This is a genomic window from Streptococcus pseudopneumoniae (assembly GCF_001070815.1).
GTDB classification, from domain to species: Bacteria; Bacillota; Bacilli; order Lactobacillales; family Streptococcaceae; genus Streptococcus; species Streptococcus pseudopneumoniae_P.
Genome location: NZ_JVLX01000027.1, coordinates 41,247 through 65,842 on the forward strand (window position 1 = coordinate 41,247; position 24,596 = coordinate 65,842).

The 24,596-nt window shown below is 39.8% G+C and carries 24 protein-coding genes; 2 read left to right on the forward strand and 22 right to left on the reverse strand.

Translation table 11 applies throughout. From position 1 onward, the window contains the following. Window positions 1–5 precede the first annotated feature (5 nt). The 5 genes from ADG81_RS03220 to ADG81_RS03240 form a co-directional block, all read right to left on the reverse strand. Window positions 6–569 (reverse strand): HAD family hydrolase, encoded by a 564-nt coding sequence (locus ADG81_RS03220; protein WP_049550903.1) that lies wholly within the window; start codon window positions 567–569, stop codon window positions 6–8. An 85-nt stretch (window positions 570–654) separates the two neighbouring features. Beyond that, the gene (locus tag ADG81_RS03225) at window positions 655–1,209 is read right to left on the reverse strand and encodes a DJ-1 family glyoxalase III (RefSeq protein WP_049550875.1); all 555 of its coding nucleotides are present in this window, start codon (window positions 1,207–1,209) and stop codon (window positions 655–657) included. A 10-nt stretch (window positions 1,210–1,219) separates the two neighbouring features. After that, on the reverse strand, window positions 1,220–2,443 hold the full coding sequence (locus ADG81_RS03230) for an FtsW/RodA/SpoVE family cell cycle protein (RefSeq protein ID WP_049550876.1): 1,224 nt from the start codon (window positions 2,441–2,443) through the stop codon (window positions 1,220–1,222). 36 nt (window positions 2,444–2,479) lie between these two features. After that, window positions 2,480–4,930, reverse strand: coding sequence for a bifunctional DnaQ family exonuclease/ATP-dependent helicase (locus ADG81_RS03235; RefSeq protein ID WP_049550877.1), 2,451 nt, complete (start codon window positions 4,928–4,930; stop codon window positions 2,480–2,482). 198 nt (window positions 4,931–5,128) lie between these two features. Next, window positions 5,129–6,058, reverse strand: coding sequence for a peptidase U32 family protein (locus ADG81_RS03240; RefSeq protein ID WP_049550878.1), 930 nt, complete (start codon window positions 6,056–6,058; stop codon window positions 5,129–5,131). 139 nt (window positions 6,059–6,197) lie between these two features. On the opposite strand from ADG81_RS03240, the gene ADG81_RS03245 reads away from it, so the two are divergent. Continuing rightward, window positions 6,198–6,485, forward strand: a complete 288-nt coding sequence (locus tag ADG81_RS03245) for a DUF3270 domain-containing protein (RefSeq protein WP_049515680.1) — start codon at window positions 6,198–6,200, stop codon at window positions 6,483–6,485. Window positions 6,486–6,518: 33 nt separating this feature from the next. On the opposite strand, the gene ciaH is transcribed toward ADG81_RS03245, so the two are convergent. The 17 genes from ciaH to ADG81_RS03325 all read right to left on the reverse strand — a co-directional run bounded on the left by ciaH (window position 6,519) and on the right by ADG81_RS03325 (window position 22,884). Beyond that, the gene (ciaH, locus tag ADG81_RS03250) at window positions 6,519–7,853 is read right to left on the reverse strand and encodes a two-component system sensor histidine kinase CiaH (RefSeq protein WP_049550879.1); all 1,335 of its coding nucleotides are present in this window, start codon (window positions 7,851–7,853) and stop codon (window positions 6,519–6,521) included. Then, the gene (gene ciaR, locus ADG81_RS03255) at window positions 7,843–8,517 is read right to left on the reverse strand and encodes a two-component system response regulator CiaR (protein ID WP_000590639.1); all 675 of its coding nucleotides are present in this window, start codon (window positions 8,515–8,517) and stop codon (window positions 7,843–7,845) included. Before ciaR ends, ciaH begins: the two co-directional genes overlap by 11 nt. A 106-nt stretch (window positions 8,518–8,623) precedes the next feature. Next, complete coding sequence (locus ADG81_RS03260) at window positions 8,624–11,170, reverse strand: M1 family metallopeptidase (protein WP_049550880.1); 2,547 nt, start codon at window positions 11,168–11,170, stop codon at window positions 8,624–8,626. A 121-nt stretch (window positions 11,171–11,291) separates the two neighbouring features. Next, window positions 11,292–11,732 carry an ASCH domain-containing protein gene (locus ADG81_RS03265; RefSeq protein ID WP_000193673.1) on the reverse strand — a complete coding sequence of 147 codons (441 nt, stop codon included), beginning with the start codon at window positions 11,730–11,732 and terminating at the stop codon, window positions 11,292–11,294. Then, complete coding sequence (locus ADG81_RS03270) at window positions 11,674–12,576, reverse strand: putative PEP-binding protein (protein WP_049550881.1); 903 nt, start codon at window positions 12,574–12,576, stop codon at window positions 11,674–11,676. Before ADG81_RS03270 ends, ADG81_RS03265 begins: the two co-directional genes overlap by 59 nt. After that, complete coding sequence (locus tag ADG81_RS09890) at window positions 12,554–12,694, reverse strand: hypothetical protein (protein WP_162837192.1); 141 nt, start codon at window positions 12,692–12,694, stop codon at window positions 12,554–12,556. Before ADG81_RS09890 ends, ADG81_RS03270 begins: the two co-directional genes overlap by 23 nt. 10 nt (window positions 12,695–12,704) lie before the next feature. Then, the gene (locus ADG81_RS03275) at window positions 12,705–13,403 is read right to left on the reverse strand and encodes a 3-oxoacyl-ACP reductase (RefSeq protein WP_049550882.1); all 699 of its coding nucleotides are present in this window, start codon (window positions 13,401–13,403) and stop codon (window positions 12,705–12,707) included. Further along, the gene (locus ADG81_RS03280; RefSeq protein ID WP_000142162.1) at window positions 13,396–13,632 is read right to left on the reverse strand and encodes a DUF2829 domain-containing protein; all 237 of its coding nucleotides are present in this window, start codon (window positions 13,630–13,632) and stop codon (window positions 13,396–13,398) included. Before ADG81_RS03280 ends, ADG81_RS03275 begins: the two co-directional genes overlap by 8 nt. Window positions 13,633–13,730: 98 nt before the next feature. After that, window positions 13,731–14,657, reverse strand: coding sequence for an aldo/keto reductase (locus ADG81_RS03285; protein WP_049550883.1), 927 nt, complete (start codon window positions 14,655–14,657; stop codon window positions 13,731–13,733). Between the two features lie 93 nt (window positions 14,658–14,750). After that, a complete protein-coding gene (locus tag ADG81_RS03290; protein WP_049550884.1) occupies window positions 14,751–15,998 on the reverse strand; it encodes a DUF6287 domain-containing protein in 1,248 nt (415 codons plus the stop codon). 107 nt (window positions 15,999–16,105) lie between these two features. Next, a complete protein-coding gene (locus ADG81_RS03295; protein ID WP_049550885.1) occupies window positions 16,106–16,921 on the reverse strand; it encodes a hypothetical protein in 816 nt (271 codons plus the stop codon). A 3-nt stretch (window positions 16,922–16,924) separates the two neighbouring features. Beyond that, on the reverse strand, window positions 16,925–17,245 hold the full coding sequence (locus ADG81_RS03300) for a PadR family transcriptional regulator (protein ID WP_049550886.1): 321 nt from the start codon (window positions 17,243–17,245) through the stop codon (window positions 16,925–16,927). Window positions 17,246–17,332: 87 nt separating this feature from the next. Further along, on the reverse strand, window positions 17,333–17,569 hold the full coding sequence (locus tag ADG81_RS10000; protein WP_049550887.1) for a hypothetical protein: 237 nt from the start codon (window positions 17,567–17,569) through the stop codon (window positions 17,333–17,335). Between the two features lie 48 nt (window positions 17,570–17,617). Then, window positions 17,618–19,615 (reverse strand): methionine--tRNA ligase, encoded by a 1,998-nt coding sequence (gene metG, locus ADG81_RS03310; protein WP_049550888.1) that lies wholly within the window; start codon window positions 19,613–19,615, stop codon window positions 17,618–17,620. Between the two features lie 123 nt (window positions 19,616–19,738). Then, entirely contained in the window at window positions 19,739–20,998 is a 1,260-nt protein-coding gene (locus tag ADG81_RS03315) for an ABC transporter permease (protein ID WP_001180404.1), read from the reverse strand. A gap of 1 nt (window position 20,999) precedes the next feature. Then, window positions 21,000–21,701, reverse strand: coding sequence for an ABC transporter ATP-binding protein (locus tag ADG81_RS03320; RefSeq protein ID WP_000811474.1), 702 nt, complete (start codon window positions 21,699–21,701; stop codon window positions 21,000–21,002). Continuing rightward, the gene (locus tag ADG81_RS03325; protein WP_025171703.1) at window positions 21,685–22,884 is read right to left on the reverse strand and encodes an efflux RND transporter periplasmic adaptor subunit; all 1,200 of its coding nucleotides are present in this window, start codon (window positions 22,882–22,884) and stop codon (window positions 21,685–21,687) included. The genes ADG81_RS03320 and ADG81_RS03325 overlap by 17 nt, the downstream gene beginning before the upstream one ends. Before the next feature lie 289 nt (window positions 22,885–23,173). On the opposite strand from ADG81_RS03325, the gene gor reads away from it, so the two are divergent. Beyond that, window positions 23,174–24,520, forward strand: coding sequence for a glutathione-disulfide reductase (gor, locus tag ADG81_RS03330; protein WP_001209602.1), 1,347 nt, complete (start codon window positions 23,174–23,176; stop codon window positions 24,518–24,520). Window positions 24,521–24,596: the final 76 nt, after the last annotated feature.

Consider the following 24,596-nt stretch of genomic DNA (forward strand, 5'->3'; position numbering starts at 1 on the left):
TTTTCTTACATGTCTAATACTTGTCTTAAATTCACGATACTGGTAAACAAGTGGGTAGCTAGTCCTGCAACTTGACCTGCTTCGATATCAATAGGACGATCACCAATAACAAGACCAGAGCTAATCTGATACTTTTCTCTTAAATAAATCATGGACTCAGGATCTGGTTTTCTCTTAAAGCCTGAGTTAGAAGTCACCACTTCTGTAAAATAAGCTGCTATAGAGGTTTTTTCTAAAATTTCCAAGACTTGATTATTTCGGTGTGAGACCAGAAAATGACGCCCTCCTTGATTTGAAATGTCTTCCAATAAGTCAGAAACTCCATCAAACAAAATCGGGTGTTCAAGCTCTCTGGCTTCATTTTCCTTATACTTTTCTAAAAAATTCTCTAAGTTGGGAGCGAATGTCTCAATCGCAAAATCAGTAGAAACCTTTAAAGCCTGATAGACGCTGTCATGGTCCTGTGTGATACCATACAGTGCTAATGTTTCAACAAATGCAGCTGTTGAAGTTTCATAATTATCCAGTAAAGTTCCACCTAAATCCCAGATGTAATCGTGATATTTCATACCCTTCATTATAGCATTTTTTTATGAAAAAAGCGATGATTTCCTAGATTTTTCCAAGTAAAAAAACGAGAGAACAACTCCCGTTTTACTGTTTTTTACCAAATACATCTCGATAGAGCATTCCTGTTCGTAAACTCTCTGCGTCTCCTCCTAATTGCTCCACCAACTCGTAGGCAAAGGCAAGGGCTGTTGAAGGGCCTCGACTGGTTGTCAAATGACCATCTACCACTACTGTTTCCTTGACATAATGACCATCAAGGATTTGCTCTTGAACGCCGTCATAGCAAGTGTATTCCTTGTTTTTCAATAGCCCTGCTTGATTGAGGGCAATTGGCGCAGCACAAATGGCTGCCAGTTTTTTTCCTTCTCGTTCGAAGCTTTGCAATTCTTTCATCAAGGTCTGATTATCACGTAAATGTGCAGAACCAGGCATGCCGCCAGGAAGAACAATCATATCATAGGCTGATAAATCACCATCAAAGACACGATCTGCTCTTACTTGGATTGCATGCGAACCAGTCACTTGCTCTTCAAACCCAACCATATCACAAGTGATATTTGCCCGACGCAAAACATCCACAACTGTCAAAGCTTCAATTTCTTCAAAGCCCTGAGCCAACATAACTGCTACTTTTACCATGATTTTCTCCTTATTTGATTTGTTTTAATACAACCTTTTTCCGCTTGAATGGGACTTTTCCACTCTTTTCTTCAGCTAGGTTTGTTTGGTAACTCATCGATAAAAGCAAGCCAACACCAATCAGATTACTGATAATAGCTGATCCCCCTTGAGAAATGAAAGGTAAGGGAATCCCAGTCAAAGGAAGCAAACCTGTCACAGCACCGATATTCTCAAAGATATGGAAGAGCAACATCATAATCAAACCTGTGGAAATATAGGTGTAGAACTGGTTATTTGATCTAAGAGTAATCTTCAACATACGGTAAATCAGCATGAGATAAAGGGCGATAACAAGGACAGAGCCAATAAAGCCAAAATCTTCTGCAATGACCGTGAAAATCATATCCGACTCTCGAACTGGAATAAGCAGATTAGAAGCATTAAATCCTTGACCAAACAAGCCTCCACTACCAATCGCAATCTGCCCTTGAGCCTGCTGATAGGTCGTTGTTTGAGCAAAATCAAAAGGATTAAGCCAAGCCAAAATACGGTTGATTTGGTAGGTCGGCATTCCCAGTTGATGGAGAAAAGCCCGACCGTCCTTGCTGATAAAAATAGCTAAGAAACCAGCAATTCCAGTTATAGCAGTCACAAATACTGGGATAATAATTTTCCAAGAAACCCCCGATAATAAAACGATTCCTGAAAAAATGGCTACAAAAACCAAAGCCGTCCCTAAGTCACTTTGAAGCGCCAAAAGAACTAGGACTGGAATGGTAAAGAGAATCATCCAAAAAATTAACAAAAAGTCCAGCGGAACTGTGCGTCTCCACTCCTTATGTTTTTTTGTAAACTGGACAATGACACGGGCCAACATGAGAATATAGGATATCTTCATAAATTCTGACGGTTGGAACAAGGTAACACCATTTACCGATACCCAGTTTTTGGCACCTGTTGATGCAACTAAGCTTGGATTATAAAAGACGATAGGTAAAACCATAAGTCCCAAGCCTAAAATATATAGAAAGGGTGTAACCTTCCAAAGAAATTCAGTATTAAAGAGCATGACCACAAAACCAATCACAAGCCCCAAGGCGATCCAGGCGACCTGCTGCCCTAAAATGGGCAGAATATTGTTTGGATAATCATGACTAACAGCTATATAAATAGCCACCACGCCGATAACCAGTAGGAAAAATACTGGCAGGAGCAAACTATAATCGACTCTAGAGTCGAGAGAACGTTTCATATATACTAACCTTATACTTTCATACAATACTATTTATCAAAGTTCATTTAAAAATTTATCAATAGCCTCATCAACTTCGGATTGAGAGACGGTTTTAACAATCGCTTCTTTTGCTAGAGAAGTCACAATTTGTTTGCCATATCGCTTTCCGACAATTCTCCTATCCAAAATCAGAGTTAAGGAACGTTGGTGTTCACGTCTCATACTTCTTCCTAAAGCCTGTTTTAAACGAATAATGGCCATTGGCAATTGATAATCATAAAAGGCATTTTTCCCTTCTTGAATTAGTTCCTGATTGATCTTTTTCGTCAAGGGTTCTTGGGGGTTTTGGAAAGGAAGTCTTGGTACAATTTGAATCACAAAAGAATGACTTGAAAAATCAACTCCCTCCCAGAAACTTGCTGCACCTAGCAGGATTTGTTGTTCACCTTTTTCAAAGCGTTTCTTCAGTTGATGAACATCCCCATTTTTATACTGGGCCAAGTGGCTAACTGGAAGTAAATCCGACACTGCTAGAAGCATGTCTTTAGCAGTAAAGAGAACTAAAATAGGTTGCTGGAAATCTTGAACATCCATCAGCAAATCAGTTACCTCTTTGGCGTAGACTTCTAAGGAGGTTTCTGTTACCAGGGGAAAATCTTTGACCAAGACCACTTCTTGATCCTGTTTTTTACCAGCTTCAATCTTAACAAATTTAGCTTCGGGATAGCCTAACAGGTCTGCCAAAGAAACTCTCTGACTAATCTCAAGAGTAGCCGACACTCCCAAGACTTGACATGAATCAGGCACTAAAGAAGATAGAAGAATACGGCCTGATTTTGTAGAAGAAATCTGAATTTTCTTTTGACTCGTTTCAGTTGCTTCAAGCCAGTAATCACCTTCAGCCGTAAAATAGCGAACCAGTTCCTCAAAGCCTTCTACCTCTAATTCTGAAAAATACTGGTGGAGATTGGCCAGAGAATCTAAGATATTTTTCCTAGATTTGCCAGATTGAAATTGTTCTATCAAATAGAGACACTCAAAGCGAATACTTTCTAGTATTCGTTGTTGAATTCTGTTTTCTTCTCCTGCCAAAGCCTTATCAACTAAATCAATAATAGACTGGATATCGTAGGTATGTTGAAGCAGATTTTCTAGGGCCAACAAAATTTTTTGAACTTCATCAATAATCAATAAACGGTCGCTGACAAATTCAGGATTATCTTCAAGTCTGGTTACAAGATAGGCATGATTGGTCACTAAGAGCTTGCAAGTCTCTGCTCTTTCTTGACTACGTTTCCAGAAATCTTCCGTCATAAATAAGCTCTTGGACGATAAATTCCCATCATGACGAAGATCTCTTAGAAAATGTTGGTAACGGTAGAGTTGACCAATTTCATCCAAATCCCCGGTTTCTGTCTCTGTCAACCAGACCAAGAGTTGCATTTTAAAGCGTCTAAATAAGCGATTTTCAGCATTTTCCTGCAAGGAACGATAAAAGGCATCCAACTTCAGGTAATTTTGAGGCCCCTTTAAAGAATGAATATCTGTATGGAATACTTCCTTGAGACGTTTACCTTCTTCTTCCATAATTTGATTTTGAAGAATCTTTGTCGGAACACTAAGGACAATCTGACGATTTTCCACTTGGGACAAAGCAGGTAAGAGATAGCCATAGGTTTTCCCAATCCCTGTCGGCGCTTGAATCAGAGAGACAGGCTCATCTTTCAATAGCAAGCCAACCTCTTTAGCAAAATTTTCTTGATTCTCCCTCACTTCAAGGTTCAACAGAGAAATATTCTTAGAAAAATCTTGAGATAGTTTTCGTGGCTCCAGGGGAGCTCCAGTTTTCTTGAAATACAGTCCTTGAACTTCGACCAAGTCTGGAGAACTCAGGATAGATTGGCTGCGATAAATTTCTTCAATAACCAGGTAGGACTCATATAAGAGGGCGTCAGCCATTTCCAGCAAGCGTTCCAAGAGTCCTTTAGGAAGTTGGGCCATCTTTTCTCGTAAAAAAAGAAGTAATTCCGCTGTAGCTTGGGCATCTGAAAGGGCTGTGTGGGCGTGTTTTAAAGGAATTCCTAATTCCTGACACAAAATCGGCAAACTATATTTTTCCAGTTCAGGGAAAAAGACCTGGGCCAATTCGACCGTGTCAACACGAGGATTTCTTAGTTCATAGCCTTCAAAAAATAAATTTTCCGCCAAGAGATTGGCATCAAACTGAACATTATGGGCTACAAAAATCCCATCCTTCACCAAGTCAAAGATTTTTCTGGTAACTTGCGAAAAATCAGGTGCTTGCGCCAGACGTTGGTCTGTCAATCCTGTCAGTTCTTTGATATGAGCATCTAAGGGTTCATGTGGATTGACATCTGTCGTATAGTGATCGACGATTTTTCCGTCCTCAATCACTACAATTCCCACTTGGATAATTTTAGCCTTACTACCTGTGCTAGTTGCCTCTAAATCCACCACAACATAGCGATTACCAATCGTTTTCATTATAAAAAATTATACCAAAAAAAGGGCCATTTGGCACCTGCAAACATAGGATAATTTTCAAACTCGAGAAGGTCACTTTTCTGAAAAATCCCAGTAAACAGAGCATCCTAGCCTACTTATTTTTTGAAAATATTGGAGAATAAGAAAAATTGAGAGAAGAAATGTTTGCATCTTCCTTCTCTCAACTATCCATTTACTTTATTTAACCATGTCAGGATCGTAGTCATAAAATCCTGTATCAAGGAAACGGTTTTTAGGGTGAAGTTTACGCACTTCTTCATCCAGCAAGAAGGCTTGGTCATGGCTAAAGTTACCCTCTTGAATCAAGCTACGCGCTTGAATAAAGAGTTTTGCAATCTCAACAAAGTTCTGACCAGGAGTGTAGAGCCCTTCTAGTTTCCAGTGAGTGAAACCATGCTCTACCAATTCTGTCAATTTTGTCATCAAATCAAGGTCGTTATTGGCAAAGATATGGGTACCATGATTGTCTTCAAAAATGGAATAGTGGCTCTCTGGGTCACTTGGCTCAGCCAAGAAGAGGTCACGCTTGCGAGTCTTTTCGTCATCGATATGTGTAAAGTTATAATAGTTTTGCAAGAGAGGACGCTTAGAATGGTGAATAACGCTAGCTCCGTAAACCAAAACTTCAGCAGGAATTTCCAAAATCTCTGGCATTTTGAAGAGTTCAGCAGATGGAATTTCACGCGCCAAAACAGCCTCAGATGCGCCAGCCTTTTGTCCCCAGAAGTTAATCTGGCGACTGCTAGTTACCATGGTTGAAGCATCGTAGATGGTCTTAAAGGAATAACCATCGCGGTTGACTACGTAAAAGACACCTGCATCCCCAATCGTAATGTAGTCTGTCTTGATTTCTTCCAAAAAGTCTAAGAAAGGCTTGATACGATCCATCATATCTTGGTGCATGAGGGCGTTAACCGCAACGATCAATTCTTTACCATCATCATGAACCAGCTTAGCAATTTCACGCAATTGGTCATGACTAAAGGTTGTCGGCAGACGAAGGCCAAAATCTTTCTCACCGACATAGATACGGTCTACGCCAGCTTCGAGCAGTTGTTTAACTTGTTCAATACTTTCAGCAGTTGCTGTAATGATAATCTTTTCCATAAGAAAAATTATACCACATTTCTGGAAAATCAGCCATTCTTTAAAAATGAAAAGGGACTTTATTCTTATTGTAACCTTTCTGTAATAATTCTCTGCTGAAAAAATGATAAAATAGGTATGTACTGTTAAGGAGAGAATAATGCCCGTAAGAAAATTACAGTCCTATGAGGTAGACTATCAAGAAGAATTAAGCCAACAGGTTCCTCGATATCAAGATTATACACCTGAAGCGCAATCTGATGCCAATCTCAAGGAAATCCTATTTTTTGTTAATATCGCTGTTTTTTGTATCTGTATTGCTATCTTTAGTTTTATATTTTTAGCATTAAAATTATCAACTGCTCTTGCATTTGCCGCAGCAATCGGATCCAGCTTACTTGTTTTAAAAATTCAACGGTCTATTATCAAACGAAAACGTAGAAGATAAATCCAAAATATCGCCCCAGCTGGAGCGATATTTTTATTTTTTCTTTTTCGATGGTGTGTGGATGGCAATCTTCACTTCAAAGATTGTTCCCTTTGGTTTATTATCTTTGACAGTAATGGTTCCTTTTAGCGCATCTACAATTTGCTTGGCTAAGGATAATCCTAAACCAAAACCACCTTTTTGGCGGGTTCTAGCCTTATCCACTCGATAAAAACGATCAAAAATTTTCTTCTTATCTTCTGCTGAGATACCGACTCCATTATCGGAAACTAGCAAATAAAGATTGCGATCGGTCGCTGAAATCATAAAATCAATTTCACCATCCTCCTCAGTATATTTGATGGCATTATCAAATAGGATGGTCATCAGTTGTTTTAAAAGAAGCTGATCTGTGACAATCGTTCTATGAATGCGATTTTCAAAACGGAAGACACGGTCATTTTCAGAAGCAATCATCTCATAGTTTGTGAAAGTCGTATTGAAAAAACTAGTTGGAACTTCTGCAAGTTCCGGCTTAATTCCATCATCTCTACGAGCTAAATTCAGCAAGTTTGTCGTCAAAAAACGCATATTTCGGACTTCTTCCAAACTCGATGCAATGCTTTCACTCACATCCATAATGGTAGCTTCTGGCTTCCGGAAAAGGGTCTCTAAACGATTTTGCAAAACTGCAAGTGGAGTTCGTAACTCATGACTGGCATTTTCCACAAAGGACTGCTGCTTCTGCATGCTCTCAAGCAGAGGCCGAACACTGACTCGAGCTAGATAAAGACTGGCAAGCAAAGACAAAATCCAGAAACTAGCCATCACGACCACAATCAATTGCTCGTGCTTTTGACTTGCCTGCTCCAACTGACTGGTATTAATCAAGACAGCCGCATACTTAATATTGGTTGAAACCGAACTGATATTGGTTTCCATCAAAATCATGCGATAGATTTCTTCCTGTCCATAGCTATTAAAAACCTGAATCTGATAGATATGGCCTAGTTCTTTCTTCTCTAGCTTAATCTTATCCAATCCCAAAAATCGATTTCCAGAAAGGAGTTGGGTAAAATTTTTATCAAAAAGAATGACTTCTGTGTTAGAACTGACATTGGGTTTTATCTCAGTCTTGCTAGAATCTGTAGCAGCATTCTCTAAGTCTTTAATCTCTTCTGTTGCCCTATTTACAGCCAGCTGAATAACTGCCTGAGGATTTTCACTCAGTCCATGAAGCTTGTCATCCACCGAAGTATAGAGACTCGAATGCATGACCTGCAAAATAATCAGAGTCATTGTAGAGAAAATCAGAGTGAAGACACCAAAGTTGCGAATAAAATAACTAAAGTCATCCGCATACCATGTTTTTTTTAGTTTACTGAACATCTTTTAAAATATACCCAACACTGCGCAAGGTTTGCAAATTCTCTGCAAAAGTGGTTCCTTTTAATTTCTTACGGACTTTTGAAACATAGACTTCGACAACTGAAATCGTTGTATCACTATCAAATCCCCATAGACGATCAAAAATCTGAGTCTTAGGCAAAATAACATTTTGATTTTGAAGGAAATAAACTAATAAATCAAACTCTTTTCCTAGCAATTCGACAGGAGTATCTTCGACCTTAACGGTATTGGTTGACAAATTAACCACAATATTTCCATAAGTCAAGGTGTTTTCATTAAATTTACCTGAACGTTTGAGAAGCGCTTGAATCCGCATTTTGAGTTCTTCTAGGTAGAAAGGTTTGGTCAGATAATCATCCGCTCCCAGTTCAAATCCATGTCCCTTGTCATCCAAACTTTCCTTTGCAGTCATGATCAGAACTGGAGTCGTAATTCCCTTTTCACGCAATTCTTTCAATACTTGGAAGCCATTTTTTTCAGGCAACATCAAATCGAGCAAAATCAAGTCATAGACGCCACTTTCAGCTTCGTAGAGACCTTCTTCCCCATCAAATACCTGCATGACATCTGCAAAATCGTCTAAAAAGTCAAATACTGAATTTGACAGGCCTAGGTCATCCTCAACCAATAAGATTTTTATCATGAGAAACTCCTCCTTACTAAAACCATTATACCAAATTTGCCTTAAAAAAAACTCAACTCTCTGCATTTTACATGAGATAGCTGAGTTTTCTTTTATTTAGTCTTAATTATTTAATTCCGTATTGAAGAACAACTGCTTCGACCGCAGCTTTTTCACGGTTAATCAAGTCAACACGCGCTGCAATTTCCTTGATTCCCATACCGATGTTACGGCTAAGAGCAAGGTCAGAAAGTTGTGGTTCAAAGAATTCTTTGTACTCTGCCAAGCGTTGCTGAGTCTTAAATACGTGGGCAGGAAGAATGACAAAGCTATCAAAGCTCATATCTCCTCCAAGGGCTGCCTTAATCCAAGCCCAGTTTTCACGCGCCCAAGACCAAGCTGTTTCCTGAGTTGCTTGATGGTTTAAGAATTGGAAGTACCAAGCTGACAAGTCTTGTGGTTTAACTACAAATTTGTCCTTCCAAGAAGCAATCAAGGTTTGGATATTGTCAGCATCTGTACTGTAGGCAAGAGCTCCTGCCAACTGACGTTTAAAGACAGCATCTGTTGCGTGAGTATAAGTGTCAAGGTAAAGTGCTAACAAGTCTTTGGTCTCATGATGTTTCATCTCGTTGATAAGAACTTGTGAACGAATTGCTGCTGGGAGTCCTGCAAGATTTTCCTTGTGAGCCGCGAAGATTTGGCTAGCGACTTGACTAGCTTCTGCATCATTTGAGCGAATCATCATCGAAACAGCCAACTGACGAACTAATTCATCCTCATCTGATTCTCCATCTTTAGCTTCAAAACCAAGACGGTCATAGTTATGACGAGCCAATTTAGCAACCAATTCTTTGAAGGCTCTTTCAGCTTCTGTACCTTCATCGATAAAGCGCTCTAGGGCAGAAATCACTTGAGAAACAGCTGAAACGACAAGGTAAGATTCTTCCTTAGCAAGTTTATCAAGGACAGGTAGCAAGTCTGCATAAGAAATGTGCCCTGATTCAGCAAGCAAACGACGTTCTTGGACGATTTGCAGTTTACTTGTGTTATCAAGCTCAACTAGGTCAGCAAGAACAGCTTCTAACAAGTCTCCTTGATAGTCTGTAATATAGTGGGCTGTATTTTCAGTGTTGAGACGAAGAGCTCCTTCATTTTCAGCTAGAAGCGCAGCATAGCCAGGAATTTCGATGCTTTCAGTTTCGAGAGTATCTGGTAGTCCTTTCCAGTTACTATTGAGTGGCACCACCCAGAGACGGTTCTTATCTTCGTGCTCACCGATGAAGAATTGTTTTTGTGAAATCTTCAAGACATCATTTTCAACTTTGACAGTGAGAACTGGGTAACCAGGCTGTTCCAACCAAGAATCCATAAAGGCTGCAACATCACGGCCTGATGCTTGACCAAGGGCATTCCAAAGGTCACGACCGATGGTATTTCCATATTGATGTTTTTCAAAGTAGGCATGCAAACCTTTAGCAAAATCAGCATCGCCGAGCCAACGACGAAGCATGTGCATGAGGCGACTTCCTTTGGCATAGACGATAGCTCCGTCAAAGAGCGTATTGATTTCATCTGGATGTTTAACTTCGACGTGGACAGACTGAACACCATCAGTCGCATCGCGTTCAAGAGCGTGAGGCACTCCACCTGTTTGGAAGTCTTCAAAAATATTCCAGCTTGGCTCAATGGCATCCACACAGACGTACTCCATCATGTTAGCGAAGCTTTCATTGAGCCAAAGGTCATCCCACCATTTCATAGTAACGAGGTTCCCAAACCATTGGTGAGCCAATTCATGGGCCACAACAAGGGCAACTTGTTGACGGCTAGCAAATGTTGAGTTCTCATCCACAACCAAGTAAACTTCACGGTAGGTCACAAGACCCCAGTTTTCCATAGCACCAGCTGAGAAGTCAGGAAGGGCGATATGGAGAGATTGAGGGATTGGGTACTTAACTCCATAGTAATCTTCGTAAAACTCGATGGAGCGAACGGCAATATCCAAAGAGAAATCAAGGTTAGAAAGTGGGTGAGCTTTGGTTGAGTAAACACCTACAAGGGTCCCATTTTTAGTTTTAGTGGTCACACCTTGCAAATCACCGGCGACAAAGGCTAACAAGTAAGAAGACATGCGAGGTGTTGTCTCAAACTTCCAGATACCTGTTTCCTTACGGTTTTCCACTTCGATTTCTGGCATGTTAGACAAGGCTAACTCACCTTCTGCTTGGTCAAAACGTAGAGCAAGATCAAAAGTTGCTTTGGCTTCTGGCTCATCCACACATGGGAAAGCTTCGCGTGCAAAATGGCTCTCAAATTGAGTAGACAAAACTTCCTTCTTGACTCCATCAACTGTGTAGTAAGATGGGTAAATCCCTGTCATGTTGTCTGTAATTCTTCCTGAGAAAGCGATAACCACTTCAACTTGACCTGCTTCAGCAAGTTCAATATGAAGGGCTTCATTGTCATGGTCAACTGTAAATGGGCGAGCTTGACCTGCAACTTCTACAGTGGCGATTTCCAAGTCTTTTTGGTGGAGGGAAATACGGTCACTCTGTGCTTGACCAGTGATAGTCACTTTCCCTGAAAAAGTCTTGGTCTCACGACTCAAGTCTAAAAATAAATCATAATGTTCAGGAACAAATTGCTTAATAAAATGTTCAACTGCTTGCATAGTTTTCTCCTATCTAAGTTTAAGAGCTAGAGCTCTTCTTCAAACAAACTTATTATATCATGTTTTGCTTAAGAAAAAAGGATTGGACGATGATTTACAAAACTTTCTTCCTTCTAATAGCCTACAGTGGGTAGACCTTGCGTAATTCTTCTAAAACAACCTTACTGTCAGGCGTAAAAGTTAGTCCTGCCTCTCTCAGCCACTCAGCGAAACAATCCTCATGAACCTGATGCCAATAGGCTAGGGTTTTGTCACCTTCTCCTTCCTTAAAGGCATGGTCAGCAGAAACTTGATTGAAGGGTTCAACAGAAACCTTTGTAATTTCGATAATGCAGACAGCTTGATTTTGACTGTCTAAAATGATGTCAAAGGTTCCTTCTCGCGGAAGGGATTCATCATCAATTGCATAAAGGTCATAGGCTGAAGCGGTTGCTGTCTTTTCACCTCTTAGAACTAAATCTGCCAAGAAATCGGCATCTACTCCAAAAGCCCAGGCATCGATTTCATCTCCGATAGAAGGATTGATTTCCTTGTATGCATTCCACATTTCTTGCTGTGTCATGGGTGCTCCTTTGTAATTTTTTACTTTCTTCTTTTATGTGTTTAAGATGGTCTGGATGGTCAATTTCTAAATCAAAAATCTCTGGAATAGAGCTGTAATGGAGGATGCATTCGATACCCATCTGATTCATTTTTTTTATGAAAGAAGTATTCAGATAGCCTGCTACAGCAAAATCAATCTTTTTCATCCTTGCTTTATCCTGCATCTGTCTCAACATATCTAACATTATTGGACTTTCCATATCATGCCATTGACTGTTTCTCACAGTCGCAAAAACAAAAGAAGTCAAATCATTCATTCCAACTACAATCTTTGAAATGCCCGTTTCCATTATTCTGTCCAAATCAAAATAAGCTGACGGTAATTCAATCATCGTGGCAATTTTCCCAGTAAAACCCTGCTGACGCAATACTGTAATAGCTTGCTTTAACTGCTCAGCATCATTGACAAAAGGAAAGATAAGAGACAGATTGGGATTGTTTTGATAAACTTCTGTAACGACATGTGCTTCAGCCTGAAATTCATCCGGACACGCCAACAAACGCCTAGTTCCTCTATAGCCAAACAAGGGATGATTTTCATCAAAATACTCTTTAGTTCCCTCTAGACAATTAGCTTCTGTATTCGTTAATTCAGTAAAACGATACCATACCTCTTCATCTGAGTACAAGGAGCAAATAGTGTTTAGATAATCTTTTACAAATTCCTGACAACTTGGTAACAGGATGTTTTGGTTGAGCTCTCTCAACAAGTATTCCCCACGAATCATTCCAATGTAGTGAAATAGTTGAGGATAAACTTTTTCATCAAGTTTTTCGCCACTAAGGGCAAGTTGGTTTCTCATCATTCACCTTCCAATTCATGTAAGAAGTCTTGTCAAGTTCTGGAAATCCTAATAATTCTGCTTTGATCTTCAAGACTGATGGCGATGCATTTTCTTCTGTGATCTCTTGAATATTCATCCAAATCCTCCTACTTCAAAGACCAGCCACCATCTATTGTCAAAATTTGTCCTTGCATGGCGCTTGCTTTTCCACTTGCTAAGAAAAGGCTAATCTCTGCTATTTCCTCTGGATCGATCCAGCGCTTGATTGGTGTTTCGCTCGCCACCCAGTCTGCTAATCCACCTGGTTCAAAGTCGGCAGCAGTCATAGCTGTCTTGACTGCTCCTGGAGCGATACCAAAGACCTGAATCCCAGTTTCAGCATAGTCTAGAGCCAACTGCTTGGTAAAGCCTGCCAAGGCGTGCTTCGAAGAAGTATAGGCGTGTCCACCGCCACCTGCTAGGCTCGAAGCGATAGAGCACATATTGATGATGATTCCCTTTTTATTTTCCAACATTTGTTTCAAATAATAGCGAGTCAACTCAACAGGAGTAACGTAGTTGATTTCAAAAATCTCTTGAATTTCCTGCGCTGTCTGTTCCAAAAGTGGTTTATAATCATCCAAAACTCCCGCAGTATTGCACAAAACATCAACCTGAGGACACCAATCAAAAATAGGGTCTAAGCCCAAGGTCAAATCTCTCTGTAGAAAGTGGAAATCACCCTGTAAGAGTGGATTTTCACCTTGGTCAACTCCATAAACTTGAAAGCCATTCTCTAAAAAGAGTCGAGCTTGAGCCAGACCGATCCCTGAACTCACTCCCGTAATCAATACACATCTAGTCATGCACTTCTACCCAATCCGTCGCCAAAACATCACAAGGTGTCGGGCTCCACATGGAAAATCCTTCTCCTTCGCCAGAAACGTTAATCAAAAAATAAGGAGTTACCTCTAAAGCCACACCATTTTGCTCGATGGTATCAAAGAGTTGGACATAGTTTTCAGCACCTCCCCAACCAGTACGTACATATTTTTTCTTAGCCTTTAACCCAGGCAGCATTTCTTCGAAAGTCATTCTATTCTCCTTTAATATCAATAATTCTTCCCTTCATTATAACAAAAAAACGCTTTGCAACGGCTTTTTGACTGTGATTTATTTACATCTGCTTCTACTTACGGCAAATTATTCCCTGCTACAAGATAAATTTCATACCATTCTTTTCTTGTTAAGCTAAAGTTTCCCGCTTGGCTAACTTCTCTCAAGTGCTTAGGATTTGTGGTACCTACGACTGCCTGCATTTTTGCTGGATAACGCAATATCCAAGCAATGGCAATAGTTGAAGAGGTTACTCCATATCTAATAGCTAAACTATCAAGTACTTGATTTAAAGCTTGAAATTTCTCATTTCCAACAAAATTCCCTTTAAAATACCCGAATTGTAAGACAGACCATGCTTGAATGACCACATCGTGTAATTTACAATATTCAAAAATGCTGCCATCTCGCATAGCTGCTTGACTATCTTCCATATTAACATGAAAACCTGATTCGAATCCTGGAGTAAAAGCAGCACTCAATTGTAGCTGATTAACAGCTAACGGCTGCTTGACATCTTTTTTTAGCAACTCCATCATCATAGGATTTTGATTAGAAACTCCAAAATTTCGAACCTTACCTTGTTTATAAAGGAGATCAAAGGCTTCTGCTACTTGGTCAGATTCCATCAAAGCATCTGGTCGATGAAGAAGCAAGCTATCTAGATGATCAATCTTCAATCTTTGCAAAATTCCGTCAACTGATTTTATAATATAGTCCTTAGAAAAATCAAAATAGGTAAATTCTTCAATGCGAATGCCACATTTGGACTGAATCCACATCTTTTCTCTTAAATCTGGACGATTTTTTAGGACAAGACCTAACAGTTCTTCACAACGACCACGACCATAAATATCAGCCAAGTCAAAAGCATTGATTCCAACAGAAAGTGCTGTTTCTACAAGCTCTTCAACTTCTTTTACAGACTTATCTTTTATTCTCATCATTCCGAGAACAATTTCTGATAATTCTTTGTCATCTTGACCAAGAGTTATGTATCTCATCAAATTTTTCTCCTTTAATTTCTACCATTCTTCCCTTCATTATATCAAAAAACCGCTTTGCAACGGCTTTTTGACTATGATTCTCCTATTATTTTACGGGATATCACTTGACTTTACTTTATAGTAATAAAAATCTTCATCATAATTTCCAGCTGATTGAGTAATAATTAAGCGTGGCCGTGAGCTATCTGATTGATCACCCATTGGATTTTTAAAACCTTTTTTAAACAATCCAATAGCAGCACTTGTATGACCACTTTGTAAACTAACATACGGAACACTGCTCTTCTTAGATGAATCTTTGATTACTTTAATCCTATTTCCATCCCCAGTTGTTCCATCAGAATTAATTATCAATTCATTTCCGCGACCATTCCTCCATGTTCCAACAAGTGTTGAAATATCGCCATTTTCTATAGCTTCAATATCTAAATCTATCTCTGTAGAACTAATACTGTTATACTTTTCCCACCACTCTTCTTTGTAAGGTTTTAAATAAGTCTTCCCATAAAATACTCTGTTCTCTGTTACTCTATCATTATCTGGCCCAACTTCATTAGCAGGAATAAATGTTAAAGTTAATTCTTGACCAATAGTTGCGTTTTTATTATCCTCTACAAAATACACTTCATAGTAATCATTAATTTTTTTCGGTGTTTTACTTTTATCCAACTTAAATTGTGCATGAGTAGAGCTACTCCAGAAAATCCAATTCCCATCTTGATAAGACACTCTTGGAAAAACAGAAGTTATCCCTTTATAGTAATCTTCTCTTTTATACCCATACAAAGTAAAATTAGAGTCTACTATTGCTTTTTCTAAATAGTCATTAGAATATGTCCCTTTAAAATCGCTTAAATCACCTTGAAGAATGCCATCCTTATTATTTTTAAAATAATCACTATTATTAGCAAATACCATCTCATGATTTTTATTTCCATCAGATAGGGTGATTACCTTTAAAATTTTAGACGAATCGTCTACATTATTAACTGAAATAGATATTTTAAAATCCTTATTTCCGTCTGACTTATTAAATTCTGTAACAGAAGACCTATTGTTGCCATCTTCTTTCCAATCCGTAGAAAAATCTCCAAATACATTACCTTCGTCTGTATTATATGAAATTCTCCAATTCTGATTATTCTTAGTAACAGTAGCTTTCTCACCTGTAGAAGACACATAATCTCCCGATAAATCTAAAAAGTCTGACTTTATAATTTCCTCCGTATTTAGTTGTTTTTTCTGAGCATCACTCTCTTTATGATTCCCATACAAGAAAAACCAAACTAAACCTGTTAAAAGAGAAATAATCCCAAAAGATATAAATATTTTCTTCATTCTAAACTCCAATATATATAAAATATTTCCTTCATTTTACTATATTGCTAAAAAACTATCAAGGTAAATTATAAATAACAAAAAACCGCTTTGCAACGGCTTTTTGACTATATTTCACTCCATTTTATCTTCTTAAACCCACGGAACAAGACAAAGATTCCAATAAAGAGGACAGCTAAAGGAATAACTTTTGTAAGAAAAACATTTGAAATTCCCATCCACTCATAGTAACGGAGCAGAGAGCCTACAATAAGGTGGGCAACAATCATACTGACAAAGGGACGAAAAATCGGTTCTTTCCAATTCCAAATACTGATGACCAGCGAAATCGTAAAGACAGATAAACTATCCCAGGGAGCAGGAAGATAAAAGGCTCCTTCTTGTATGAAGCTTGCCATTCCTACATATCCCAGAACAACTAGCAGAACAAGAATCCCAACGACAACATAGGTGCCAATTTTCATTTTAGGAGAATCTTGGACTAAACCTCTTCGTAAAATTGTAGCCACAAGCCCAAATCCGACCAGAAAAAGAAGAAGTTGCCCTAAAAACGTAAGCAAATTGACTGTTAAGAGAGGACCTTTAGAAAAATCACCTAATAGTTGATAGTAGCGTAATACCGCTAGGACAAGAATTGGCGTCAAAAGGGACTCTTTGATAGAACTGCGAGGGGCTTCCTTGAGCATCTCTCTCATTAATTTTTTAGGATTCTTACCTAGATACTCCTCTGCACTCATGCCATCTCGTTCTGCTTCTGTGAAATCTAACATCATCAAATAAATCTGCTCTCTGAGATAGTCCTCATCATAGAGAAATCCAGCAAGATTAAAACTATCCCAGAGCTCCTCAAAATACTTTTGATTCTCCTCAGAAAACTGATGCAACAAAGCGCTTGTTTCTTCATAATACTTCATTTTCGTCATGGTTTACCCTCCATTCTTAATTCCTTCTACTTTTTGACTCAAATCGTCCCATTGTTGCCAAAAGACCGAGACACGCTCTTCTCCTTCTTTGGTTAACGAAAAATACTTCCGATCTGGACCATCTGGCGACTGGCGCATATCGCCTCTTATCCATTGATTTTTTTCTAACTTTTGTAACAAAGGATAAATAGTTCCTGGAACAATAGTGTCAAATCCAGCCTCTCGCAAAGTCTGAACCAACTCATAACCATACCGCTCTTTTTGACCAATCATATCCAAGACACAACCTTCAAGAACACCTTTTAATAACTGAGTTTCCTTCATCCCTTCCCCTTCTTTCTATTTTGTAATACCTACTAGTAGCTTCATCTATAGTATACTACTTCTACACTAGTTTGTAGAGCATAATAGTTAATGCTCTTCGAAAATCTCTTCAAACCACGTCAGCGTCGCCTTGCCGTAGATATGGTTACTGACTTCGTCAGTTCTATCCACAACCTCAAAACAGTGTTTTGAGCTAACTTCGTCAGTTTCATCTACAACCTCAAAGCAGTGTCTTGAGCTGACTTCGTCAGTTTCATCTACAACCTCAAAGCAGTGCTTTGAGCAACCTGCGGCTAGTTTCCTAGTTTGCTCTTTGATTTTCATTGAGTGTAAATAAAAAACAGAACTAGCATGAACTAGTCCTGTCTATTTTTACCCAATCACACTTCCGTTTGGTACAGCTGAATCAACTGTGAGAAGGGTTAATTTTCCATCATGTTCAGCTGAGAGGATCATCCCTTGACTGACATATTTTTTCATCATCTTGCGTGGTTTGAGGTTGGCAACGATTTGAACTTTCTTACCGACCAATTCTTGTTCGTTTGGATAGTATTTTGCAATCCCTGAGAGGATTTGACGATCTTCTCCATCACCAGCATCCAAGCGGAATTGAAGCAACTTATCTGAACCTTCTACTTTAGAAACTTCCTTGACTTCTGCGACACGGATTTCGACCTTATCAAAGTCTTCAAACTTGATTTCATCCTTGTTTAGTTTGAGTTCAACTTCATCTGGATTCCATTCTTTTTCGACAGCTGGCTTGTTGCCTTCCATTTGCTCCTTGATATAGGCGATTTCTTCTTCCATATCGAGACGTGGGAAGATTGGTGTTCCCTTAGCAACTACAGTTACACCTGCAGGGAAATCCGCCAAGTTCAGGTTTTCAAGGCTAGAAACTTCTGCTAGACCCAGTTGAGTCAAGACTGCACGACTGGTTTCCATCATAAATGGCTCAATCAAGTGAGCTACAACACGAAGGCTGGCTGCCAAGTGACTCATGACACTTGCCAATTGGTCACGGAGTGCTTCATCCTTAGCCAAGACCCATGGAGCTGTCTCGTCGATGTATTTGTTAGTACGAGATATAAGAGTCCAGACTGCTTCTAAAGCACGTGGGTAGTCAACTGCTTCCATGTGTGTATGGTAGTCAGCGATTGATTGTTCTGCAACCTGAGCAAGAGCATTGTCAAATTCAGTCACACCTTCTACATAGGCAGGAATTTGTCCATCAAAGTACTTATTAATCATGGAAACAGTACGGTTGAGGAGGTTCCCAAGGTCATTGGCTAATTCGTAGTTTATACGGCCTACATAGTCTTCAGGAGTGAAGGTTCCGTCTGAACCAACTGGAAGGCTACGCATGAGGTAGTAACGAAGTGGATCTAGTCCATAACGCTCTACCAACATTTCAGGATAAACAACATTCCCTTTAGACTTAGACATTTTGCCGTCTTTCATGACGAACCAACCGTGGGCAATCAAACGATCTGGCAATTTGATATCCAACATCATAAGAAGGATTGGCCAGTAGATTGAGTGGAATCGAAGGATGTCTTTTCCAACCATGTGGAAGACAGTTCCATTCCAGAACTTGTCAAAGTTACCATGTTCATCTTGACCGTAGCCAAGAGCTGTCGCATAGTTAAGAAGGGCATCAATCCAAACGTAGACAACGTGTTTTGGATTTGATGGGACTGGTACTCCCCATGTAAAGGTTGTACGAGAAACTGCCAAATCCTCTAAACCTGGCTCGATAAAATTGCGAAGCATTTCATTCAGACGACCATCTGGAGTGATAAATTCAGGATGAGCTTTGAAAAATTCTACCAAACGATCTTGGTATTTGCTGAGACGAAGGAAGTATGATTCTTCAGAAACCCATTCCACCTCGTGACCTGATGGAGCGATTCCACCAGTCACATTTCCAGCTTCGTCACGGAAAACTTCCGCAAGCTGACTTTCTGTAAAGAATTCTTCATCTGAGACTGAATACCAGCCAGAGTATTCACCCAAATAGATGTCATCTTGAGCAAGCAAGCGCTCAAAGACCTGTGCGACAACTTTTTCATGGTAGTCATCAGTTGTACGGATAAATTTATCATATGAGATATCTAGTAATTGCCAGAGTTCTTTAACTCCAACTGCCATTCCATCAACATAAGCTTGAGGTGTGATGCCAGCTTCTTCAGCTTTCTGCTGGATTTTCTGACCATGCTCATCAAGACCTGTCAGATAAAAGACATCGTAGCCCATCAAGCGTTTGTAACGCGCTAGGACATCACAAGCGATGGTTGTGTAGGCAGAACCGATATGAAGTTTACCAGATGGATAGTAAATCGGTGTTGTAATATAAAAATTCTTTTCAGACATAATTTTTCCTTTCCAGGCAAATGAAACCTGTTTTTCTAACACTTCATTATATCACATTTTTAAGGATTTTCGATAGAGAAATCCATACAAAAACAAGATAGACAAGTGTCCATCTTGTTGATCTTACTCATATCGAAGGGCTTCAATTGGATCAAGTTTAGATGCCTTGTTGGCTGGCAAGACTCCAAAAATCATACCAACGCTAGCCGAAACTGCAAGACTAAATAGGGCAACCGGGATTGACACTCCTACTTCTATACCCGCAATCAATCCTTGCAAGAGTATGCCCGCTATAGCGGTTAAGCCTGTCGCAATGGTTAAACCAATGACTCCGCCTAACAAGGTCAAAATCATGGATTCAATCAAAAATTGGATTAAAATATTAGCACGTGTCGCACCCAAAGCCTTACGGAGACCAATCTCACGAGTACGCTCTGTCACCGAAACCAGCATGATGTTCATAACACCAGTCCCTCCAACAAAGAGAGAAATTCCTGCGATGGCACTAATAACCGTCGTCATAAATCCAAAAAGTTGTTGTACTTCTTGGAAGGCTGCAGTCGCATCTGCCACCTGATACTCCCCTTGCTGAATACCAGCAATTTCGGTCAATTTTCTAGCTAATTCTGGTCCCACAGTTGGTGTCAAACTGGTATCATTAACACGGAAGACAATATCAGAAATCTCATCCATATTGAAATTATTTGCAAGAGAGATATTAGTCGTAATCGGAAGTCCACCAATACCAAAAGTCTTGGCAGTCTTGGCCTCATCGCTGGTATAAACACCAATGACACGATAGCTAAAGCCACCAACATCTATAACCTGGTTAACAGCTTCTTGAGCAGATCCAAACAGACTATTAGCAAGTTCTTGGTCTAGTAAAATGACACTGGCCACATCTTTATAATCCTGAGCTATGAGACTTCGGCCTGCAACAATTTCATTTTCAACCGCCTTCATGTAGGTAATATTCCCACCCGTCAAGCTAGCGCGCTCCACTTTTTTATCTTTATAGGATAGGGTGGTATTTGTTGAGTTGGTTACATAGTAACTGTCCACACCCTTAAGTTTTGCTGCCTCCTTGACCCAAGCTTCTTGCGGTTTTGGTGGTTCAACAGGAACATCCTCTTCTTTACCAGACACTGTCAAAGCTGATTGCTTTTGTGTAAAAGAACCATCTTTACTTTTGATAGGCGAGAAAAAGACATGGATATTCTTCTGTGACTTGGTCATGTTTTTATTAACTTGACGAGACATGGAATCACCTAGAGCCATAATTACAACAACTGATGAAACACCGATGATGATTCCAATCATTGTGAGAAAAGAGCGCATCTTATGTGCCATGATAGATGAAAAGGCAAATTTCAGATTCTGCATCTTAGTTTTCCTCCTTTTCTAACTGCGCACTGTCAGACGAAATAACTCCATCTCGAATGACGATCTGGCGTTTGGCATAAGCAGCGATTTCAGGCTCATGCGTTACCATGATAATGGTTTTTCCTTCTTTATTCAAGTCAACTAATAGTTGCATGATTTGGTTACCTGTTTTAGTATCCAAGGCTCCTGTCGGTTCGTCCGCTAATATGATAGAAGGATTATTTACCAAGGCACGCGCGATAGCTACACGTTGCTTTTGACCTCCAGATAATTCCGAAGGCAAATGGTGACTACGTTCTGTCAATTCAACCTTGTCTAAATACTCCTCAGCCAACTTACGACGTTTTGAAGACGAAACTCCTGCGTAAATCAAGGGCAATTCTACATTTTGCAGAGCATTGAGTTTAGATAGAAGAAAGAACTGCTGAAAGACAAATCCGATTTGTTGGTTACGAACCTTGGCTAGTTGTTTTTCACCAAGTCCAGCCACTTCTTGGCCTTCAAGATAATACTCTCCACTGGTTGGCGTATCCAACATGCCAATGGTATTCATTAGAGTAGACTTACCAGAACCCGATGGTCCCATTATGGCAACAAACTCACCCTCATTCACTTCTAGGTTGATATTTTTGAGAACCTGCAGCTCTTGGTCACCATTCCGGTAGCTTCTGCAGATATTTTTTAGACTAATTAGTTGCTTCATCAGCCTTCACCTCTTTTCCTTCCTCTAGAGAAGACGTTGGGTTACTGATGACCTTGACTCCATTTGTCAAACCTGAAGTGATTTCTTGGTTGTCTGCATCAGCATTTCCCAAACCAACTTCCACTTTCTTGGCCTTTTTCTGCTCGTCAAGTACCCAGACATAGTTCTTATCATTTTCAGTCACAACACTTGTTAAAGGAACTAGAATAGCTTTACTCTTATTCTTAACCTCAACACTTACTGAAAATCCTTGTTTCAAATCACCGATTTCACTTGTAACATCGATGGTATATGGATATTTAGAACCAGAGTTACCGCCTGCTGCTGCAGCTGCACTTGCTGCTTCGCCATTGTTTTTAGGGTAGTCAGAAATATAGCTAAGCTTACCAGTCCAGCTTTTATCTTGATAAACTTTAGAAGTAAAGGTTACTTCTTGACCTACAGATAAGTTGGCAAGGTTGTATTCAGATAGTTCACCCTTAACTTGCAAGTTTTCATTGCTAACGACATGAACTACCACCTGGCTAGCTCCAGTTGGAGATTTAGAAACATTACGGTTGACTTCGACCACAGTTCCTTCTAGAGTGCTGAGAACCGTCATTGCATCCAACTGACTTTGAGCCTTACTTAATTGTGCTGCTGCATCTGCACGAGCATCACGAGCATCACCTAGTTGTGCATCAATAGATGACACTGAATTTCCTGAGACTGGAGCTGGAGTTTGGGCTGCTGCACCTTCTCCTCCTGCTGGCGCTGGTAACTGGGGAGCTGAAGCGGCTTCATTTCGTGCTTGATTGAGTTCGTTGATATGACGGTCTGCCTTAGCGACTGCTCGGCTCGCTGAATCATAGGCCGCCTGGGCTTCTGAACTACTGTACTTGACTAAAGCCTGTCCTTCGCTGACCTTATCACCCACAGAAACAAGGATTTCATCTAAATCTCCCTTACTAGCATCAAAATAAACATATTGTTCATTTTTTGCCGTTACTGTCCCTGACAATAAAACAGAGGATGCCACGCTTCCTTCCTTGGCAACAACAAGATGAGTAGGTTCATCTTTTACAGCGGTTTGAGATGGTTGTCTAAAGAGTAAAATCCCTCCAGCACCCAATACAACTACACTTGCAGCACCGATTGCTGCATACAATTGCCACTTTTTAGCTTTACTATTCTTTTTCATAATGAAACTCCTTTTTGATTTAAAGTCCTTAACAATATTATACAAAAATTACCAAATATAAACAATAACCGTTTAGAACGAAATAATGACATTTCAGGATTCAATTATTGTTCGGAATTCATTTTACAATCATTGTACTAGTTATATAATACACTTTATTTTTCTTTTTTGCAAGCCTTTTCTTTAATTTTTTTGAACGTAGCAGATTTTTGCAATCACATCAAAAAAAAGATAGAATATGACTATCAAAAAATGACACTCTACTATTTAGAAGAGTACAAAGGAGTTTACAATGAGAGAATACGATATCATTGCTATCGGTGGAGGTAGTGGAGGAATTGCTACCATGAACCGTGCTGGTGAACACGGAGCCAAAGCGGCCGTTATTGAGGAAAAGAAACTAGGTGGAACTTGCGTCAACGTCGGTTGTGTTCCTAAAAAAATCATGTGGTACGGGGCGCAAATCGCTGAGACTTTCCATCAATTTGGACAAGACTACGGCTTTAAGACTACTGATCTTAACTTTGACTTTGCAACCCTACGTCGTAATCGTGAAGCCTACATTGATCGCGCTCGTTCTTCTTATGATGGCAGTTTTAAACGCAACGGTGTAGACTTGATTGAAGGTCATGCGGAATTTGTAGATTCTCATACTGTCAGCGTAAATGGTGAACTGATTCGCGCCAAACATATCGTGATTGCTACTGGTGCCCATCCAAGTATTCCAAATATTCCTGGTGCTGAGCTAGGTGGTTCTTCTGATGATGTATTTGCTTGGGAAGAATTGCCAGAGTCAGTTGCTATTCTAGGCGCAGGTTATATTGCCGTTGAATTGGCTGGCGTACTCCACACTTTTGGTGTCAAGACAGATCTCTTTGTTCGCCGTGATCGTCCTTTACGAGGTTTTGATTCTTATATCGTTGAAGGTTTGGTCAAGGAAATGGAAAGAACAAACTTGCCACTTCATACTCACAAAGTCCCTGTCAAGTTAGAAAAAACTGCTGAAGGCATTACCATTCATTTCGAAGATGGTACTAGTCATACAGCTAGCCAAGTTATCTGGGCTACTGGTCGCCGTCCAAACGTTAAGGGCTTGCAACTTGAAAAAGCTGGAGTAACTCTGAACGAACGTGGCTTTATCCAAGTGGATGAATACCAAAATACTGTTGTTGAGGGAATCTACGCTCTAGGTGATGTAACGGGCGAGAAAGAACTGACTCCAGTAGCTATCAAGGCTGGACGTACCCTATCTGAACGTCTCTTTAACGGAAAAACTACTGCAAAAATGGACTACTCAACTATTCCAACTGTTGTCTTTTCACACCCTGCTATCGGAACTGTTGGATTGACAGAAGAGCAAGCTATTAAAGAATACGGCCAAGACCAAATCAAGGTTTACAAATCAAGCTTTACTTCTATGTACTCTGCTTGCACTGGCAACCGTCAAGAAACACGTTTCAAATTGATCACAGCTGGTTCAGAAGAAAAAGTTGTCGGACTTCATGGAATTGGTTACGGTGTTGATGAAATGATTCAAGGATTTGCTGTTGCTATCAAAATGGGAGCAACCAAGGCAGACTTTGATGCAACTGTGGCGATTCACCCAACTGCATCCGAAGAATTTGTAACCATGCGTTAATCGAAACAAAAGAAGCAGAGCAAAAAACACTTCTAAATATCAAAAAGCGAGTATTTCCGTAGTTGGAGATACTCGC

Bases quoted from the DNA above. Each gene is read 5' to 3' on its own strand.
- ADG81_RS03220 (WP_049550903.1), bottom strand. From the start codon at position 569: ATGAAATATCACGATTACATCTGGGATTTAGGTGGAACTTTACTGGAT.
- ADG81_RS03225 (WP_049550875.1), bottom strand. From the start codon at position 1,209: ATGGTAAAAGTAGCAGTTATGTTGGCTCAGGGCTTTGAAGAAATTGAA.
- ADG81_RS03230 (WP_049550876.1), bottom strand. From the start codon at position 2,443: ATGAAACGTTCTCTCGACTCTAGAGTCGATTATAGTTTGCTCCTGCCA.
- ADG81_RS03235 (WP_049550877.1), bottom strand. From the start codon at position 4,930: ATGAAAACGATTGGTAATCGCTATGTTGTGGTGGATTTAGAGGCAACT.
- ADG81_RS03240 (WP_049550878.1), bottom strand. From the start codon at position 6,058: ATGGAAAAGATTATCATTACAGCAACTGCTGAAAGTATTGAACAAGTT.
- ADG81_RS03245 (WP_049515680.1), top strand. From the start codon at position 6,198: ATGCCCGTAAGAAAATTACAGTCCTATGAGGTAGACTATCAAGAAGAA.
- ciaH (WP_049550879.1), bottom strand. From the start codon at position 7,853: ATGTTCAGTAAACTAAAAAAAACATGGTATGCGGATGACTTTAGTTAT.
- ciaR (WP_000590639.1), bottom strand. From the start codon at position 8,517: ATGATAAAAATCTTATTGGTTGAGGATGACCTAGGCCTGTCAAATTCA.
- ADG81_RS03260 (WP_049550880.1), bottom strand. From the start codon at position 11,170: ATGCAAGCAGTTGAACATTTTATTAAGCAATTTGTTCCTGAACATTAT.
- ADG81_RS03265 (WP_000193673.1), bottom strand. From the start codon at position 11,732: ATGACACAGCAAGAAATGTGGAATGCATACAAGGAAATCAATCCTTCT.
- ADG81_RS03270 (WP_049550881.1), bottom strand. From the start codon at position 12,576: ATGAGAAACCAACTTGCCCTTAGTGGCGAAAAACTTGATGAAAAAGTT.
- ADG81_RS09890 (WP_162837192.1), bottom strand. From the start codon at position 12,694: ATGAATATTCAAGAGATCACAGAAGAAAATGCATCGCCATCAGTCTTG.
- ADG81_RS03275 (WP_049550882.1), bottom strand. From the start codon at position 13,403: ATGACTAGATGTGTATTGATTACGGGAGTGAGTTCAGGGATCGGTCTG.
- ADG81_RS03280 (WP_000142162.1), bottom strand. From the start codon at position 13,632: ATGACTTTCGAAGAAATGCTGCCTGGGTTAAAGGCTAAGAAAAAATAT.
- ADG81_RS03285 (WP_049550883.1), bottom strand. From the start codon at position 14,657: ATGAGATACATAACTCTTGGTCAAGATGACAAAGAATTATCAGAAATT.
- ADG81_RS03290 (WP_049550884.1), bottom strand. From the start codon at position 15,998: ATGAAGAAAATATTTATATCTTTTGGGATTATTTCTCTTTTAACAGGT.
- ADG81_RS03295 (WP_049550885.1), bottom strand. From the start codon at position 16,921: ATGACGAAAATGAAGTATTATGAAGAAACAAGCGCTTTGTTGCATCAG.
- ADG81_RS03300 (WP_049550886.1), bottom strand. From the start codon at position 17,245: ATGAAGGAAACTCAGTTATTAAAAGGTGTTCTTGAAGGTTGTGTCTTG.
- ADG81_RS10000 (WP_049550887.1), bottom strand. From the start codon at position 17,569: ATGAAAATCAAAGAGCAAACTAGGAAACTAGCCGCAGGTTGCTCAAAG.
- metG (WP_049550888.1), bottom strand. From the start codon at position 19,615: ATGTCTGAAAAGAATTTTTATATTACAACACCGATTTACTATCCATCT.
- ADG81_RS03315 (WP_001180404.1), bottom strand. From the start codon at position 20,998: ATGCAGAATCTGAAATTTGCCTTTTCATCTATCATGGCACATAAGATG.
- ADG81_RS03320 (WP_000811474.1), bottom strand. From the start codon at position 21,701: ATGAAGCAACTAATTAGTCTAAAAAATATCTGCAGAAGCTACCGGAAT.
- gor (WP_001209602.1), top strand. From the start codon at position 23,174: ATGAGAGAATACGATATCATTGCTATCGGTGGAGGTAGTGGAGGAATT.